Origin of the sequence: Treponema vincentii F0403, assembly GCF_000412995.1 — a bacterium.
Lineage (GTDB): Bacteria > Spirochaetota > Spirochaetia > Treponematales > Treponemataceae > Treponema > Treponema vincentii.
In genome coordinates this window covers 1,115,332-1,130,494 of record NZ_KE332512.1, presented here as the reverse complement: position 1 = coordinate 1,130,494, position 15,163 = coordinate 1,115,332, and the positions used below count along the sequence as shown (strand labels likewise).

The following is a 15,163-nucleotide window of genomic DNA, read 5'->3' as shown; positions in this document are numbered from 1 at the left end:
AGGAACAATCCTAGAATGAAATGAAGATATATTCATCTCGCTGCAACTTAACGGACTTCATGTTTCACAAAAGGTTATTAAATGCAAAATTTTACTATTTAATGAGAAGTATTATCGGCAGCTGTTCCTTCGGAAGATTGCGGTACGGTTTCGGTATTCTCCGTATTGCCGGTTTCATTGGAGTTCGGCGTTCCTTCCTTCCACCATTCGGTTGCGGTTTCGGCTTGCTGCAGTTGAGCATCTTGCTGTAAACCGGAATCTCCCGGGCTTTTGTTCAGCCATGCGAGAAAAAATGTAACCACAAAGAACAGCGTTATCAGGGTATACGTTGCTCTTGTCAGTATGTTGCCGGAACGCGAGCCGAAAGCCGAATTCGATCCGCCCGAAAAAAGACCGCCGAGGCTGTCTCCTTCTTCATTCTGCAATAATACCAATCCGACAATCAAAAACGCAACTATAATAAAAAATACCAGTAATGCAATACTTACTCCGCTCATAGATACTCCAGAAATTTAACAAATTACCCTATATTATATAAATAATTGACAGCTTATGCAACACCATCTTCAATACTTTATTTTTTTATATGTAGGAATAGTTACCTTGCGTTAACACGTCATTGACAGATAGAAGCGTATGTACTACCATTATTCAACTTTAAAATGCTGCCCGCCTTTTAGAGTGCCGTTTAACCGGTTTTCAAATGTAAGGAGTTTTAAAACGATGAGTTCGACAACACAATCCGATAAAAAAATGAGGACAAGAGATTTTATCTATGCGGGAGCGTTTTGCGCAATTTACCTTGTGCTGATGCTGATTATCGTTATGGGATCGTCAATGATTAGCCCGCTGCTTTATTTTATGGCGCCGCTGACGGTAGGTCTGATAGGCGGTACCGTCTATATGCTGTATGTGCTTAAAGTACATAAATTCGGGGCGGCGCTTATACTCGGTGCACTGTTTGCACTGATAGCCTGTGCACAAAGCTGGTATGGCGTGCTGTTTGCACTAACCGCAGCGCTTTTGGCGGAGCTGATCCTTTTCTTAGGCAAGTACAAATCGCGGATTATGTATCTTATATCGTTTGTTTTTTTTAATTTAACGATGGCCGCTCCCACGTTAATGATCCTTTTGGACTATGACAAATTCATGTCCTTTACAAAGGGGTATTATAACGATTCATCCGCGCAAGCGTTTGCCCGGTTTGCCTTTCACGGGAAAATATGGTATGTCGTGTTAGGCTGCGCAATACTCGGCGGAATAGGCGGTGCGCTCATTGCGAAGAATTTGGTCAAAAAACACTTTGAAAAGGCCGGAACCGTTTAGATGTCCCCCGCGCTGTATGGAAGCGGTGAAAGCGGTAACGGTATTCTCTCGCTCGATCCGCGCACAAAGCTGCTGATTTTCTTTTCGAGTATGGTGCTCAGTACATTTTGCTATAACGGCCAACCTTTTATGATGTATTGTACTGTGGTCTGTGTGCTTTTGGCATTGTGCGGCGAAGTTTGGTTTGCCGTAAAATGCTTCCTTTTGATTGCCGTTATGGAATACATCAGGTACGTTATGCTTTCTTCAGGCACGGGGGCTCCCGCCGTAACGGGCATCATACTTGGGATTGCGATGCTTTTTAGGTATGGGATTCCTCCGTTTCTTGCGCTTGCCCTTTTAATCAAAACGACACGGATTAGTAAGCTCATTGCAGCCCTCTCCGCCATGCGCCTGCCCGTTTTTGTGATCATCCCTATCGCTGTTTTACTGCGTTTTATACCGACGGTTCGAGAGGAATGGAGTGGCATCAGAAAGGCGATGGCGTTTAGAGGTATATCCCTTGAACCGGGTGCAATCTTGCGCGCTCCCGGTAAAACCGTTGAATATATGCTGATACCGCTCCTTTTCAGCTGCATTTCCGTAATGGAAGAACTTGCGGCCGCCTCCCTTGCGCGCGGGTTGGATGCGGAGCGGAAGCGCACGTCATACGAAGCGGTAAAGATGACGCTTCCCGACTATATCGTGATGCTGCTGTTTGTGGGGATGGCAATCTATGCCGCTACAGGCGTGGGGTGGTAGAGGTGGCCTTTCTCCATAAAGCGCTATCAATAATATTCTGTCATAGTAAGAAACCCCTCAATACTATCGGAGAGTAATAGTGTGATCAATTTTGAAAACGTCTCTTTTTCCTATAGTGGAGAACACGGTACGGGAGACGGCGTATACGGAATAGACCTTACCATAACAGACGGCGAATTTGTTGTTTTGTGCGGAGAATCGGGCTGCGGTAAGACGACTGTAACCCGGCTGATAAACGGACTTGCCCCGCACTTTTACGAAGGCGAGATGACGGGAACCGTGCTGATAGACGGGGTGTGCGTGGATAAGACGGCGCTATCCGATACGGCGGCGCTGGTAGGCAGCGTTTTTCAGAATCCGAAAAGCCAGTTTTTCAATATCGATACGACAAGCGAACTGGTATTCGGCTCGGAAAATCTCGGCGTACCGAGGGAAGAAATTAAAAAACGGCTTGAGAAAACCAAGTGCGATATGCAGCTTGCGAACCTGCTGGATAGGGATATTTTTGAGCTGTCCGGCGGAGAAAAGCAGCAAATTGCCTGCGCATCCTGCTATACGTCAAACCCCAAGGTGTTTGTCATGGACGAGCCTTCCTCTAATTTGGACAAACGCGCCATTGAACGGCTCCGTTCCATGCTTGTTAAAATAAAGTCTGAAAAGAAAACCGTCGTTATTGCCGAACACCGGCTGTACTACCTTATGGATTTGGCTGACAGGTTCATCTATATGAACGGTGGAAAAATCGAACGCATTTTTACACGGGACGAAATGAAGGGACTCGCCGAATCCGATTTAGCAGCGCTGGGCTTGCGTATTACGGATATGCGATCGCTTCCGGCTCTTGCGCAGAAAGCGGAAGCGTCTGTGCGGCCGAAATCCGATGCGGTAAGAGCGGAACAGCCGACCGCGACTCCCGCCGAAGGAGTAGCTTTTGAAGCGAAGCCTGCGCTGGAGCTGCTCGATTTAAACTGTGGCTACGGTTCTGCACGCATTCTCGATATAGAGCGGATGGCGCTGCCGAAGAACGCAATCGTTGCGCTGATCGGTAATAACGGTTCGGGGAAAAGTACCCTTGCCGAAGCGCTCGCAGGGCTTATTCCGTCAAGCGGCAGTATCGCTTTTGACGGCATGTATATGTCGGCAAAGGAACGCAGCAGGCGCAGTTTTATGGTGATGCAGGATGTCAACTGGCAGCTGTTTGCCGACAGCGTATTGGAAGAAGTGATGATGAATACGGATATTTCCCGTGAGGAAGCAGAAGCGGTGCTATCGAAGCTCGGGCTTTTACCGTTTAAAGACCGTCATCCTGCCTCGCTTTCAGGCGGACAGAAACAGCGTACGGCGATTGCTTCCGCGTTATGCGCAAAAAAAGAAATACTCATCTTTGACGAGCCGACTAGCGGACTTGACCGGCGCGGTATGGAACGCTTCGGTACGCTTTTAAACGAGTTGAAAAGCAGCGCTTCCCTTTCGCTCATTATTACGCACGATCCCGAATTGATTATGCACTGCTGTACGCATATCCTTCATCTTGAAAACGGCAGAGCGCAGGCCTTTTATCCCTTGAACGAAGCCGGAATCGATCGGGTTTCGGCATATTTTTTACGGCAAAACGACGAGAATACAAGCAGGAAACGGGAAAAGCAGAGCGCCGTCGGGAAAATTTTGCATTACGCAGGCGTACATCGCCGTACGATATACCGCGCAGCCGCTTGTATGGCAATCGCTTCTATTGCGAGTATCGCGCCGTACCTTTTTGTCTACAGCATTTTAAACGGTTTATTGAGCGGCGCTTCTCCGACTTTAGAGGGAAGTGCGAAAACACTCGCACTCATCTTATTGTGTGAGCTTGCATATTCTATTTTATACGTTTACGGCTTGCAGCTTTCTCATCGGGCGGCGTTTAGCACGCTGGAAAACATCCGCTGTTTTTTGCAGGAAAAGCTTGAGCGCATACCGCTCGGGAAAATCAAAGAGATGGGAAGCGGCGCGGTAAAAAAGCTTTTTACCGATGATATTGAATCGATCGAGCTTTTGCTTGCGCATATCATCCCCGAAGGAATTGCAAACCTCACCGTTGCAGCCGCCGCTCTTTTGTGCCTCATTGCCATCGACTGGCAGCTCGCGCTGCTTACCGGCCTCGTTGTGGTGATGGGGGTGAGCGTTTCAACGCAAATGTTCCGAATCGGTACCGATCAGATGGGAAATTATTTTGCCGCATCAAAACGCCTCAACAATACCATTGTCGAATACGTAAACGGGATGGAGGTTATCCGCATCTTTAACCGGCAGGGAGAATTCGGCGAACACTTCGCCTCGTCGGTTACCGCTTACCGCGATTTTGCACTGTCGTGGTACAAGGTGTCATGGCCGTGGATGGCCTTGTACGGAAGTTTGTTTTCAAGCATTTTATTGTACAGCTTGCCGTTCGGTACGCTTTTGATTGTGCTCGGTCAATTGACACTTGCGCGCTATATCCTCATTATCTGCATTTCTTTCGGCATCTCTCCGCTTCTTTTGCGAAGCGTGAGCTTTATCGGCGCCATACCGCAGGTTAGCTATAAAATTCAATCGTTGGAAAAAGCGCTCGATTACCCTGAGCTTAAAACAGGCAGCGCACCGTTTGCCGGTACCGGCAGCGGCATCGAATTCCGCGATGTCCGTTTTGCCTACAAGGATACGGAGGCGTTAAAGGGAGTAAGCTTTACGGCAAAAGAAAACCGGATGACGGCTTTTGTCGGCGCATCGGGCAGCGGGAAGAGTACGGCCGCAAAGCTGCTGGTTCACTATTACGATATTTCGGACGGCGGTATTTTTATCGGCGGGCAGGATATTCGCGAGATGACTTTGGAGGCGCTCAATGAAAAGATTGCGTATGTTTCTCAGGATGTGTTCTTGTTTAACAAGAGTATTCGAGAAAATATCCGTATCGGGAAAAAAGGCGCATCCGATGCGGAGGTAATCGAAGCGGCAAAAAAAGCGCAGGCTGACGATTTTATCCGTGCACTGTCCGACGGATACGATACGCTTGCGGGAGAGGCAGGCAGTAAGCTTTCAGGCGGGCAGCGCCAGCGGATTGCTTTTGCGCGTGCAATACTCAAAGATGCGCCTATTATCGTGTTGGATGAAGCGACCGCCTTTGTCGACCCGGAAAACGAGCAAAAAATGAATCTTGCAATCCGCGAGATCGTGCGGGATAAAACGGTTATCGTCATCGCGCATAAACTGTCTTCAATTATAAACGCCGATTGCATTATCGTATTCAAGGACGGCGGCATCGTAGGACAGGGACGCCATGAACAGCTGATGGAAACCTGCGGCGAATACCAAAACCTTTGGCACGCTTCGGAAGATGCCGCGGATTGGACGGTGAAAAAAGAAGGAAGCCCTCTATGATTGCAATGGTTCATCGTATTCTGAAGTTTACCGGCACGTATGCAAGTAAAATCCGCTGGGCGTATCTCTTTACTTTTTTAAAAGCGGTTGCCGCAAATGCCCCGCTCATGATTGCCGTAAAGCTCATCGACATGCTTATGAAAGGGGAAGCCTCGATTGCGGCGGCCGGTTACGCGGTGCTTGCCATGCTACTGTTGTTTGCCGTCCAAGCAGTTTGTCAAAATATCGCCGACCGGCTGCAATCGGGAACAGGGTTTCAGGTTTTTGCTGAAAAAAGGCTTGCGCTCGGACGGCATCTCCGCTCGCTGCCGATGGGATACTTTACTGCGGGAAATCTCGGCAAGATAAGCTCCGTGTTATCCGCCGACATGGTATTCATCGAAGAGCAGGCGATGATGATTGTTTCGGATGTTACCGGCAGTATCATTGCACAAATCATACTGACCGTCTTTTTGTTTGCCCTGCATCCGCTTTTCGGTGCGGTTGCTCTCGTCACGGAGCTTACCGCGGTTCTTTTTGCGCAGACTGCTATCCGCCTTTCGGCGCGTAACTCCGTCATACGGCAAAAAAGCATAGAAGATTTAACGGGCGCCGTGCTGGAATATACGGAAGGGCTCGGCGTGATAAAAAGCTACAATCTTACCGGTGAGGGTGCCGAGGATATCAGAAACGGGTTTGCCCGCTTGAAGGATACGAACTTGACGTTTGAGGAAGAATACGCACCGAAGGATCGCAATCTTTTAATTATTTACGGCATCGGCATGACGGCGCTTCTTGCGGCGGATATTTTTTTACTCCAAAGCGGATCCGTATCGCATTCCGTGTTTGTTGCGGTAATGCTTTTTGTGTTCAATGTTTTTACGCCGCTTAAACAGCTCTATCAAAAGATTGGGATACTGACGATTATGCAGGCGGCGCTGGATCGTATTCAAGAACTGTTTAACGAAAAGCCGCTTGACGATACGGGAACCGAATCGGTTCCGCCGGCCGGAAACACGGAACTTGCGTTTAAAAACGTTTCGTTCGGGTACGGCGGCGATGAAGTGCTGCATAACCTTTCGTTTGATATAGCGCAGGGGCAAACGGTTGCCTTTGTGGGGGCATCGGGCAGCGGGAAAAGCACCGTCGCAAATATAGCGGCTCGGTTTTGGGATATATCGGACGGGGAAATTCTGCTGCGGGGAAAAAACATCAAAACGCTTCCGCTTGCGGCACTGATGGATCATATCAGTATGGTGTTTCAGCGGGTGTACCTGTTTGAAGACACTATCGCAAACAACATCGCGTTCGGTATACCGGATGCAGACAGGACGGCGGTTATCGAGGCGGCAAAAAAAGCCTGCTGCTATGATTTTATTATGAAGCTTCCGTACGGATTCGATACGGTGATAGGCGAGGGTGGGGCGACCCTGTCAGGCGGAGAAGCGCAGCGTATCTCCATTGCGCGCAGTATGCTCAAAAACGCCCCGCTTATCATTTTAGACGAAGCGACCGCGAGCCTCGACGCCGATAACGAGCAGGCGATACAGAAAGCGCTCAGCGAGTTGTGCCGCGGAAAAACAACGCTCGTTATTGCTCACCGGCTTAAAACCGTCCGCAATGCAGATCAAATTTTTGTTATCGACAACGGTGAATTAAAAGAGCGCGGCACTCATGCGGAGCTTTTCGCGCAGCAAGGCCTTTATTACCGTATGATTCATGCGCAGCCGTCTTCCGATGCTTGGTATGAACAAAAAGGAGCGCACTCCGATGTCTGAAACAACCAAAAAACTCTGCGGCCTTAGCCTTATTATCGTCAGTATCTTTTTACTGCTCGCAGGCCTCTATCTTCCTGCAACCGTAGCGCCGCCTTGGATGATGCGCATATTGGATGCCGCCGGTCTCCTTTTTTTGATCGGCGGTCTTATTGCGTACAAAGTGCTGAAGACGTAAGAAAAGGGGGCGGGCTTAAGGAGTAGGGGAGTGTCCTGTCGGCCAGCATTGCCGTACCGCTTCTTTAAAGCGGAGTCCGCGGTCGAACTCGTTTTTAAACATTCCGAAGCTCGTAGCGCCGGGGGAAAATACGACAATTTCTTGCGCCGCTGTGCTTCCGCTGCGCAACGCATGTTCCGTCTCGTTGCGGACTGCTTCAAGCAGCGTTGTAAGGTCTTGAAAGGGGCCGAAGTACGGAGTGTGCTCGGCTTGCAGCAGCGGTATTAGTTTATCGGTACCCGTGCCGGCAAGCAAAAACAAGGCCTTTGCCTTTTTAAGTTCCGGCGCAAGTCCGGTAAAGTCGAGCTTTTTGTCGGTGCCTCCGGTAATCAGGATAACCGGCTTATCGAAAGCATTGACGGCCGCCGCTGCCGCTTCGGGAATCGTTGCCGCAGAATCGTTGTAGAATTTAAACTGTTCCGTTTCATAAAAAAATTCGAGTCGGTGGGGGATTCCTCCGTAGGTCTTCATAACGTCCGGGATTTTTTTCGGCTCAACGCCGTATAGCGCAAGGGCAAGCGATGCAGCCATGACATTCTGTTTAAGCGCCGCACCGGGTACCGCAATTTTGGGCGGCAGCAGCAGCCGGTCATCGCCAGCTTTTAACCGTATCCGCGCGGAACCGTCGGGGGCTATCCATGCGCCGAGCAGATGCGGCGGCAACGGATGTGCGCTATACCAAAAGACCTGCCCTGCAGTCTCTTGGGCAAAAATTTTTCCCCAGCCGTCATCGTAGTTGCAAATAGTGTAATCGTTTTTGTCCTGATTGCGGTAGATAATTTTTTTATCGGCTACATACTGCTCCATCGACCCGTACCAGTTTTGATGGTCGGGCATGATGTGAGTGATAAGCGCTATTTTCGGCTTTAACTGCGGGCAATGCGCGAGGTCACCGAGCTGCCAGCTGGAGAGCTCCAGCACAACCGGCGTATCGGCACGTGTTTCCGTTAAAAAGGTAAGAGGACTCACCGTGATGTTACCGCCGAGGAATGCCGGTATGCCGCATTGCTGCAGCCCGTAATACAGCGCGCTGACGGTTGACGATTTTCCCTTGCTGCCGGTTACGGCAAGTACCGGCGCGGAGCTCAGCTTTAAAAAGATTGAAATATCCGTTTCGATGCAGCGCGCAGCCGCAAGATACGGATTTCCTTCCGATTTTACGCCGGGGTTTTTAATCACCATATCTGCCGTACGGAAGTCTTCTATATTATGGCCGCCGAGGGCAAAGCGTACATTCGGATAAGGCTTCAACTCCGCAACGGAGGGGGCAAGCTCCTCCTCGGTTTTCATGTCGGTTACGACAACCTCTTTTGCGCCGTGTTCGGCAAAAAAACGCGCGGAAGCAAGCCCTCCGCCGTTTAAACCGAGTCCCATAACGGTTACCGAAAGGCCTGCAATATCGTTCAAATTCCGTATCATCATTGGGCAATAGTATCAAAAAAAAAGTGTTATGGCTATAATTCGCGTTACCTTGACTATTATACCTTGTAAAGTTAAAATGTTAATATGAAAGATATTTTGATTGATAGTGCCGTCCGTAAGATTCCGGATTTTCCTAAAAAGGGAATTTTGTTTTATGATATTACGGGGCTTCTGATAAATCCTGAAGCATTTCACTATTGTTTGGACAAGCTTACGAGCTTTTATAAGAATGAAAAAATCGATGCGGTTGCGGCCATCGAATCGCGCGGGTTTATTTTTGCCGCGCCTTTTGCCGACAGGCTCGGTATTCCGCTCATTCTCATCAGGAAAAAGGGCAAGCTGCCGGGAGAAACGTATTCCTGTTCTTACGACCTCGAATACGGTCAGGCTACTATCGAAGTACACACTTCCGATATACAAAAAGGCCAGCGGATATTGCTGCTTGACGACCTGATCGCCACCGGCGGTACGCTGAATGCCGCCCGGAAAATGCTGAATCAGGGCGGTGCGGAAGTGGCCGGTTTTTGCGGTGTTATCGGATTGCCGTTTTTGCACTACGACAAAGTTCTAGGTGATTTACCGATTAAAACACTGATTGAATACGACAGCGAATAGGGATGAGATTTTAAAATGATTACATTGATTAAAGATATACTGATGCAAAAACCGGACGGACAAGAGGTTGCCGTCTACGGGTGGGTGCGTACCAAGCGTGAAACAAAGAACCTTATTTTTATTCAGGTAAACGACGGTTCATGCTTTGCATCCATTCAGCTTACCTTTGACCGCGATAAGGGAATTGATTCCCAAACCGAAAAAGAACTAAGCAGGATTACGACCGGTGCTTCGATTAAAGCAACCGGCGCATTGGTTGAATCTCCCGCATCGGGACAGGCTGTAGAAGTTGCCGCAAAAACGATTTTTGTGTACGGCGAGGCTTCCGGCGAAACGTATCCGCTGCAAAAAAAGCGGCACACATTTGAGTTTTTGCGGGACATAGCCCACTTGCGTGCCCGCACCAATACGTTCGGAGCGGTTGCCCGTGTGCGGAATCAAATGGCATTTGCCGTGCATAACTTCTTTCAAGAGCACGGCTTTCAGTACGTGCATACGCCGCTGATTACCGCCTCCGACAGCGAAGGCGCCGGAGAGATGTTTCAGGTAACGACGCTCGATATGCAGGAGATTGTGCGCAAGGCGCTCAAGGATAAAGCCGATCCTGCTACCTTTATCCTCGATTATAAGCAGGACTTTTTTGAGCGGGCTGCCTATTTGACGGTTTCCGGTCAGCTTGAGATAGAAACGTATGCAACGGCGCTTTCCCGGGTGTATACCTTCGGGCCGACATTCCGTGCGGAAAACTCAAACACGACGCGCCACCTTTCCGAGTTTTGGATGATAGAACCGGAGATGTCGTTTTTCCGGCTTGAAGACAACATGGAATTGGCGGAAAATTTTATCGTCTATCTCCTTAAATGGGCGCTCACCCATTGCAGGGCGGATCTTGAATTTTTTAACGCGCAGATTAAACCCGGACTCATCGGAACGCTGGAACACGTGGTGAAAACTCCTTTTACCCGCATCACCTACACGGAGGCGGTGAAGGAACTTGAAAAGCACGCTGCCGAGTTTGAGTTTAAACCCTTCTGGGGCTGCGACCTTCAAAGCGAGCACGAAAAATATTTGACCGAACAGGTGTTTAAAGGCCCCGTTATCGTAACGGATTATCCCAAGGAAATTAAAGCCTTTTATATGAAGCAAAACGATGACGGCAAAACGGTGAGGGCGATGGACGTTCTGGTGCCGGGACTTGGCGAGATTATCGGCGGTTCCGAGCGGGAGGATAATCTTGCTGCGCTTGAAACCCGTATGAACGAGCTTGGGCTTGATATGAAAAACTATTGGTGGTATTTGGATTTACGCCGTTACGGTAGCGTACCTCATTCGGGTTTCGGCCTCGGTTTTGACCGGCTGCTCCTCTATGTTACCGGAATGGCGAATATCCGCGATGTTATCCCGTATCCGCGCACTCCCAAATCCGCGGAATTTTAACCCCGGCAGCGTGTTGTACCGCGATGCGATATACTTGTACGTGATGTACTTACACGTTCTAACCATAAAACCGGCAGTATGAGTAACCGCTCGTGGAATACCGAGGCGCTCGTGCTGTCGGTTTCTTCTTTTAATAGCGATCATCGGAACGTATCGCTCCTTGTGCCGCAAGAGCACGGGTGTACCATTGTGCCTGCAACGCTTTTCGGCGGCGCACGGAGTAAACTGCGGGGGATGGTTGCAGCCTATCAGAGCGGAAAAGTCTGGCTCTATTCCAACCCGATAAAAAATTTAAATAAAATTACCGATTTTTCAGTGAGCGCCTATCGGATGGAGCTGCGCGAAAGTTTAGCCCGCAGCTGGTGCGCCGCCGTGTGCAGCGAAATTACGATAAAAACCTGCGGCACGGTGAACTGGCAGCTGGTTAACGCTTTTTTGGACGGGCTCTGTGTGTCCGACGACGAAGGATGCGAGCGCGGGCTTTTACGCTTTTTATGGCGGCTGTTACAGACGGCCGGCGTTGCGCCCGATATATTTCATTGCGGTTTCTGCGGCGCAGAGATCGCAATTGGCGCCGGTGCGGGGAGCAGCGGCACCAAGAGTATAACCAATCCTACAGGGTGGGGAAGTGGCGGCGCTGAAAATACTTCAAGAGCCGTGTCTTCTCCGGCGGAAGCGTGCTGCGCCGTGTATAGCCCTGCCGAGGATGAATGCTTTTGCAGCTCCTGCCGCAGCTTCGATGGACATAGCTTTCCGCTTTCTGCAGAAGCTTTCGGGTATTTGTATGCGGTAACGGAAAAAGCCCCCGGCTATTCACGGCACTTGCCGCTCAGCCCCGCTGCCTATGGGGAGCTCAAACGCTTTCTCTTCTTTTTAACGGAAAAGCTGGCAGGCGCGCCGCTTAAAACGTTTCAGGCCGGTTATGTGTAATCGGTAAAATCTCAATTGGTTTTCAGGTTTTTAATATTAAATCTAGATTTATGCCTTAGAAATTCAGCTGGTGCAGTAACACGGGTCAACCTAACTACCGCTTGACCTGCATTTGCGGCTTGTCCGCAATGTCAGGTTGAAGCGGGTGTTAGATGTTTTCATCTATTTTATTGGCTTTTAAAACTGCATGTATCATATCATCATTTTTATACTGCTCGCCTAATTCTTTTATATTCTCAATAAATTTTTTACTATCTTCAATATATTCATAAAAAGAATACACCTCAATATTTCCTTTTGCATAACAATAAAATATTTCATTATATTTTTTACACAATTTGAAAAATAACTTATAGTTTTTTGTTTTAATTAAATAATATAATAAATGCATTACAGGATGTATAATAGTATCCATTACCATATACCGCCATAATTCAAATGAAAAACCTATTGGCAAATCTTTTCTTTGTAAATCCGCTTCTGTATACAACAACACAATATTTTTATATTCATTCAGTTCAAAGATTAGTTTCTTCTGTAATTCTATAATATGCCTATTTTTATTTTTTATATAATTTTGTTTATTGAATATATCGATATTACTTATTTCTTGAAAATCTTGGTTATGTACAATAGCGTTTAGTTTGTTTTTTGAAAACATAATCCATTCAAAAAGATGCGCAATGACATCTTTATAATTCCAATCATTGTAATTACTGACAAGTCGTTCACTTCTGTAACTACTTATAAAATCAACAATATCTATTTCTATTTTATTGATTTCTGTTATTATTTCTTTAATTGTCATTTTTCTTTTTTTTCTGTATCCATGATTTTTATCAGCTGGTTCTTAAATTTAGGAATAATGTTTTTTGCAACATCCCACACAATTTCATAATCAACGGAAAAATAACCATGAATGAGTTTATCTCTCATACCGGCAATATTTCTCCATGGAACTTCTTTATATTTAATGATTATATCATTTGAAATATTTTTAACGGCTTCTCCAATAATTTCAATACTCCGTGCAAATGCCCGTTGCGTTTTTTCATCTTTTAGAAACGCCTTTTTTGTCATAGTACCTGTTTCAGATTCCAAAAAAATGATTTCATCAAAAATATGATTATACAAATCTTCATTGGATCGATACATATTCAACCTCATTGAGTATTCTCTGACCAATATACGGACTTAAACTTTCTATAGTTAATAAATCTATTTTTGTATTCAAATTATCTTCCAAGTAATAAACTAAATTTATAAAGTTATTATAGTTTTTTTTATTAGTATGAAATTCTACTAATATATCAATATCGCTATTTTTATTTTGTTGATTATGTACATAAGAACCAAAAAGACCTATTTTTTTTACGCCATAGGACTGGAGAATGTTTTTATTATATTCTAAGAAATTAAAAATCTCTTTTTTTTCTTTAGGTTTCATCATAGCTCTATTATACGTTTTTTTAATATTAAATCTAGCTTTATACCTAAAAATTCAGCTCGTGCAGTAGCACGAGTCCACATAACATTGTTTTAAACCGCAACGCATCTTGTCTGCCTTGTCTGTTTTGAAAACGGTGTTATACTAGTTTCTAAGATCTTTTCTTAATTTGTAATACGTCCCTCTCAATAGTTTTCATTAAGTATTTTCTTACAAAGTTCATCAAATTTTTTAATTATGCAGGGATCTTCTGAAATATTAGAAAATACCGTATCTATTTCGCTATATGAAATTGTTGTAAATTCACTAAAAAATCGTTCACCTCGAAAAATATTTGTTTGTTCTGGCACATAAATATTGCCTTTCATCTTCTTATTATTAAAATACATGAGAATCGGTTTTAACTGATTTACTTTTTTAATGTTTAATTTATTGACTAGCAAAGCATAACTAAGCAAAAATTTTCGATTTATATCTATAAACTTTCCTGTGTCATGGTCATCGTTATATTTGATTTCCGCATAAACATATTGTTTCGTGGAGTTTTGATAAAAGAGTAAATCAACATCATGAGAAATTTTTTCAGATTTTGTAGAATCTTGCTCTGCTTCAATTATGTCATTAAGCAATGTATTAAACTTATGGAGAGACTCTTTTTCGTTAAATGGTATAAGTTGACACTCGGTAATATAATTGTCTACAAGTGAAAACGATTCTTTTGTTATGCTAAAAAAATTATTTTTCTTCTTTATCCGGCTATTATTTTTCGATAGTTTTCGCGTATATCTTTGATTGATTTTCGTTTATTATTTCTTTCTACATACCAAAAATCAAATCCGTTGACTCTTGCAGCTTTTTTATTGCCAAGTATCGCTGCTCCTTTGTGAATATCGGTTACAATATTTTTTGAGGGAAGTTCAATTTTTCCATCCGATTTCAGAATTGCAAAGCTATCACTATTTTTTAAGAAAAATTTTTCATCAGGCAATAAAAAATTATTTTTTATTAGATCAATAAAATCTACTTTTATAGGTTTTATATCAAATGTTGCTTTTTCAATATCGCCTATCATTTCTTTCGTTTCCGATAATCTCTTTTCTCCATATTTGCAATACAATTCAGAAGCATCTATCCCTATAAAATTCCTTCCACATTGAATGGCGGCCGCACCGGTAGTAAATGTTCCTCCAAATGGATCAAGAACCGTATCGCCGATGTTTGAACATATAGCAACGATTCTGTGAAGTAATGCAAATGGTTTTTGCGTAGAGTGAAGTTTTTTCCCTGTATCATCTTTTATACGTTCGTTCCCGGAGCAAACAGGAAATCGCCATATAGAACCCATTTGCTTACGTATACCTTTTTCATAATCTGAAACGAGAACCGTATCCGTATTTAGTTCTTTTGCTGTCTTATAGTGAAATGTATATTTTGCTTTTTGTGATTTTGTTGCCCATATAAGAGTTTCATGACTGTTATTGAGCCGGGTACCCATAAAATTAGGCGTAGGATTTGTTTTATACCATATAATATCATTTATGAGCCAATATCCGATTTCTTGCATAGTATTCCCGATAGTATAAATACACTGCATCCCTCCGATAACCCAAATCGAACCATTCGGCGATAGAACTCGGTAACATTCTTTGAGCCAATTACGCGTAAATTCAATATAGTCATCAAGGCTTTCAAACTGATTATCCCACTCATCAGCACAGCCGTCATAATCAGTTCCTTCGACACGTTTTAAAACGCCTGAAACACGCATCCAATACGGTGGGTCAGCAAATATGAGGTTAATACTATTTGCTTCTATTTTTTTAAGCTCCTCGATACAGTTACCATTGATTATCTTATAGGTTGACATAGGGGAATTAT

15 protein-coding genes are annotated in these 15,163 nt (G+C 45.3%); 8 read left to right on the top strand and 7 right to left on the bottom strand.

The genetic code is table 11. The features are described 5' to 3' along the window. Window positions 1-98: 98 nt before the first annotated feature. Window positions 99-497 (bottom strand): preprotein translocase subunit SecG, encoded by a 399-nt coding sequence (secG, locus tag HMPREF1222_RS05055; protein ID WP_016518485.1) that lies wholly within the window; start codon window positions 495-497, stop codon window positions 99-101. A gap of 226 nt (window positions 498-723) precedes the next feature. Between secG and HMPREF1222_RS05050 the strand changes: the two genes are divergently transcribed. The 5 genes from HMPREF1222_RS05050 to HMPREF1222_RS05030 all read left to right on the top strand — a co-directional run bounded on the left by HMPREF1222_RS05050 (window position 724) and on the right by HMPREF1222_RS05030 (window position 7,395). Continuing rightward, window positions 724-1,326, top strand: a complete 603-nt coding sequence (locus tag HMPREF1222_RS05050) for an MptD family putative ECF transporter S component (protein WP_016518484.1) — start codon at window positions 724-726, stop codon at window positions 1,324-1,326. Beyond that, window positions 1,327-2,067 (top strand): energy-coupling factor transporter transmembrane component T, encoded by a 741-nt coding sequence (locus HMPREF1222_RS05045; protein ID WP_016518483.1) that lies wholly within the window; start codon window positions 1,327-1,329, stop codon window positions 2,065-2,067. A gap of 81 nt (window positions 2,068-2,148) precedes the next feature. Then, window positions 2,149-5,463 (top strand): energy-coupling factor transporter ATPase, encoded by a 3,315-nt coding sequence (locus tag HMPREF1222_RS13265; RefSeq protein WP_016518482.1) that lies wholly within the window; start codon window positions 2,149-2,151, stop codon window positions 5,461-5,463. Continuing rightward, complete coding sequence (locus HMPREF1222_RS05035) at window positions 5,460-7,220, top strand: ABC transporter ATP-binding protein (protein ID WP_016518481.1); 1,761 nt, start codon at window positions 5,460-5,462, stop codon at window positions 7,218-7,220. Before HMPREF1222_RS13265 ends, HMPREF1222_RS05035 begins: the two co-directional genes overlap by 4 nt. Continuing rightward, window positions 7,213-7,395, top strand: a complete 183-nt coding sequence (locus HMPREF1222_RS05030; protein WP_006187953.1) for a hypothetical protein — start codon at window positions 7,213-7,215, stop codon at window positions 7,393-7,395. Before HMPREF1222_RS05035 ends, HMPREF1222_RS05030 begins: the two co-directional genes overlap by 8 nt. A gap of 15 nt (window positions 7,396-7,410) precedes the next feature. On the opposite strand, the gene murD is transcribed toward HMPREF1222_RS05030, so the two are convergent. Then, window positions 7,411-8,856, bottom strand: a complete 1,446-nt coding sequence (murD, locus tag HMPREF1222_RS05025) for a UDP-N-acetylmuramoyl-L-alanine--D-glutamate ligase (RefSeq protein WP_016518480.1) — start codon at window positions 8,854-8,856, stop codon at window positions 7,411-7,413. An 84-nt stretch (window positions 8,857-8,940) separates the two neighbouring features. Here murD and HMPREF1222_RS05020 point away from each other — a divergent pair, with 84 nt between their 5' ends. From HMPREF1222_RS05020 to recO, 3 genes are all read left to right on the top strand, one after another. Continuing rightward, window positions 8,941-9,471: an adenine phosphoribosyltransferase gene (locus tag HMPREF1222_RS05020; RefSeq protein WP_006187951.1), complete on the top strand. Its 531-nt coding sequence runs from the start codon at window positions 8,941-8,943 to the stop codon at window positions 9,469-9,471. A 15-nt stretch (window positions 9,472-9,486) separates the two neighbouring features. Then, window positions 9,487-10,908: an asparagine--tRNA ligase gene (gene asnS, locus HMPREF1222_RS05015; RefSeq protein ID WP_016518479.1), complete on the top strand. Its 1,422-nt coding sequence runs from the start codon at window positions 9,487-9,489 to the stop codon at window positions 10,906-10,908. A 78-nt stretch (window positions 10,909-10,986) separates the two neighbouring features. Then, a complete protein-coding gene (gene recO, locus HMPREF1222_RS05010; RefSeq protein ID WP_016518478.1) occupies window positions 10,987-11,838 on the top strand; it encodes a DNA repair protein RecO in 852 nt (283 codons plus the stop codon). Between the two features lie 148 nt (window positions 11,839-11,986). On the opposite strand, the gene HMPREF1222_RS05005 is transcribed toward recO, so the two are convergent. The 5 genes from HMPREF1222_RS05005 to HMPREF1222_RS04985 form a co-directional block, all read right to left on the bottom strand. Further along, a complete protein-coding gene (locus HMPREF1222_RS05005; protein WP_006190317.1) occupies window positions 11,987-12,646 on the bottom strand; it encodes a hypothetical protein in 660 nt (219 codons plus the stop codon). Then, window positions 12,643-12,993 (bottom strand): HepT-like ribonuclease domain-containing protein, encoded by a 351-nt coding sequence (locus HMPREF1222_RS13100; protein WP_016518477.1) that lies wholly within the window; start codon window positions 12,991-12,993, stop codon window positions 12,643-12,645. Before HMPREF1222_RS13100 ends, HMPREF1222_RS05005 begins: the two co-directional genes overlap by 4 nt. Further along, entirely contained in the window at window positions 12,977-13,285 is a 309-nt protein-coding gene (locus HMPREF1222_RS04995; RefSeq protein ID WP_016518476.1) for a nucleotidyltransferase family protein, read from the bottom strand. The genes HMPREF1222_RS13100 and HMPREF1222_RS04995 overlap by 17 nt, the downstream gene beginning before the upstream one ends. A 185-nt stretch (window positions 13,286-13,470) precedes the next feature. Beyond that, on the bottom strand, window positions 13,471-14,037 hold the full coding sequence (locus tag HMPREF1222_RS04990) for a HinfI family type II restriction enzyme (RefSeq protein ID WP_342302561.1): 567 nt from the start codon (window positions 14,035-14,037) through the stop codon (window positions 13,471-13,473). Beyond that, a complete protein-coding gene (locus tag HMPREF1222_RS04985; protein WP_016518474.1) occupies window positions 14,034-15,152 on the bottom strand; it encodes a site-specific DNA-methyltransferase in 1,119 nt (372 codons plus the stop codon). The genes HMPREF1222_RS04990 and HMPREF1222_RS04985 overlap by 4 nt, the downstream gene beginning before the upstream one ends. Window positions 15,153-15,163 lie beyond the last annotated feature (11 nt).

Bases quoted from the DNA above. Each gene is read 5' to 3' on its own strand.
- secG (WP_016518485.1), bottom strand. From the start codon at position 497: ATGAGCGGAGTAAGTATTGCATTACTGGTATTTTTTATTATAGTTGCG.
- HMPREF1222_RS05050 (WP_016518484.1), top strand. From the start codon at position 724: ATGAGTTCGACAACACAATCCGATAAAAAAATGAGGACAAGAGATTTT.
- HMPREF1222_RS05045 (WP_016518483.1), top strand. From the start codon at position 1,327: ATGTCCCCCGCGCTGTATGGAAGCGGTGAAAGCGGTAACGGTATTCTC.
- HMPREF1222_RS05035 (WP_016518481.1), top strand. From the start codon at position 5,460: ATGATTGCAATGGTTCATCGTATTCTGAAGTTTACCGGCACGTATGCA.
- HMPREF1222_RS05030 (WP_006187953.1), top strand. From the start codon at position 7,213: ATGTCTGAAACAACCAAAAAACTCTGCGGCCTTAGCCTTATTATCGTC.
- murD (WP_016518480.1), bottom strand. From the start codon at position 8,856: ATGATGATACGGAATTTGAACGATATTGCAGGCCTTTCGGTAACCGTT.
- HMPREF1222_RS05020 (WP_006187951.1), top strand. From the start codon at position 8,941: ATGAAAGATATTTTGATTGATAGTGCCGTCCGTAAGATTCCGGATTTT.
- asnS (WP_016518479.1), top strand. From the start codon at position 9,487: ATGATTACATTGATTAAAGATATACTGATGCAAAAACCGGACGGACAA.
- recO (WP_016518478.1), top strand. From the start codon at position 10,987: ATGAGTAACCGCTCGTGGAATACCGAGGCGCTCGTGCTGTCGGTTTCT.
- HMPREF1222_RS05005 (WP_006190317.1), bottom strand. From the start codon at position 12,646: ATGACAATTAAAGAAATAATAACAGAAATCAATAAAATAGAAATAGAT.
- HMPREF1222_RS13100 (WP_016518477.1), bottom strand. From the start codon at position 12,993: ATGTATCGATCCAATGAAGATTTGTATAATCATATTTTTGATGAAATC.
- HMPREF1222_RS04995 (WP_016518476.1), bottom strand. From the start codon at position 13,285: ATGAAACCTAAAGAAAAAAAAGAGATTTTTAATTTCTTAGAATATAAT.
- HMPREF1222_RS04985 (WP_016518474.1), bottom strand. From the start codon at position 15,152: ATGTCAACCTATAAGATAATCAATGGTAACTGTATCGAGGAGCTTAAA.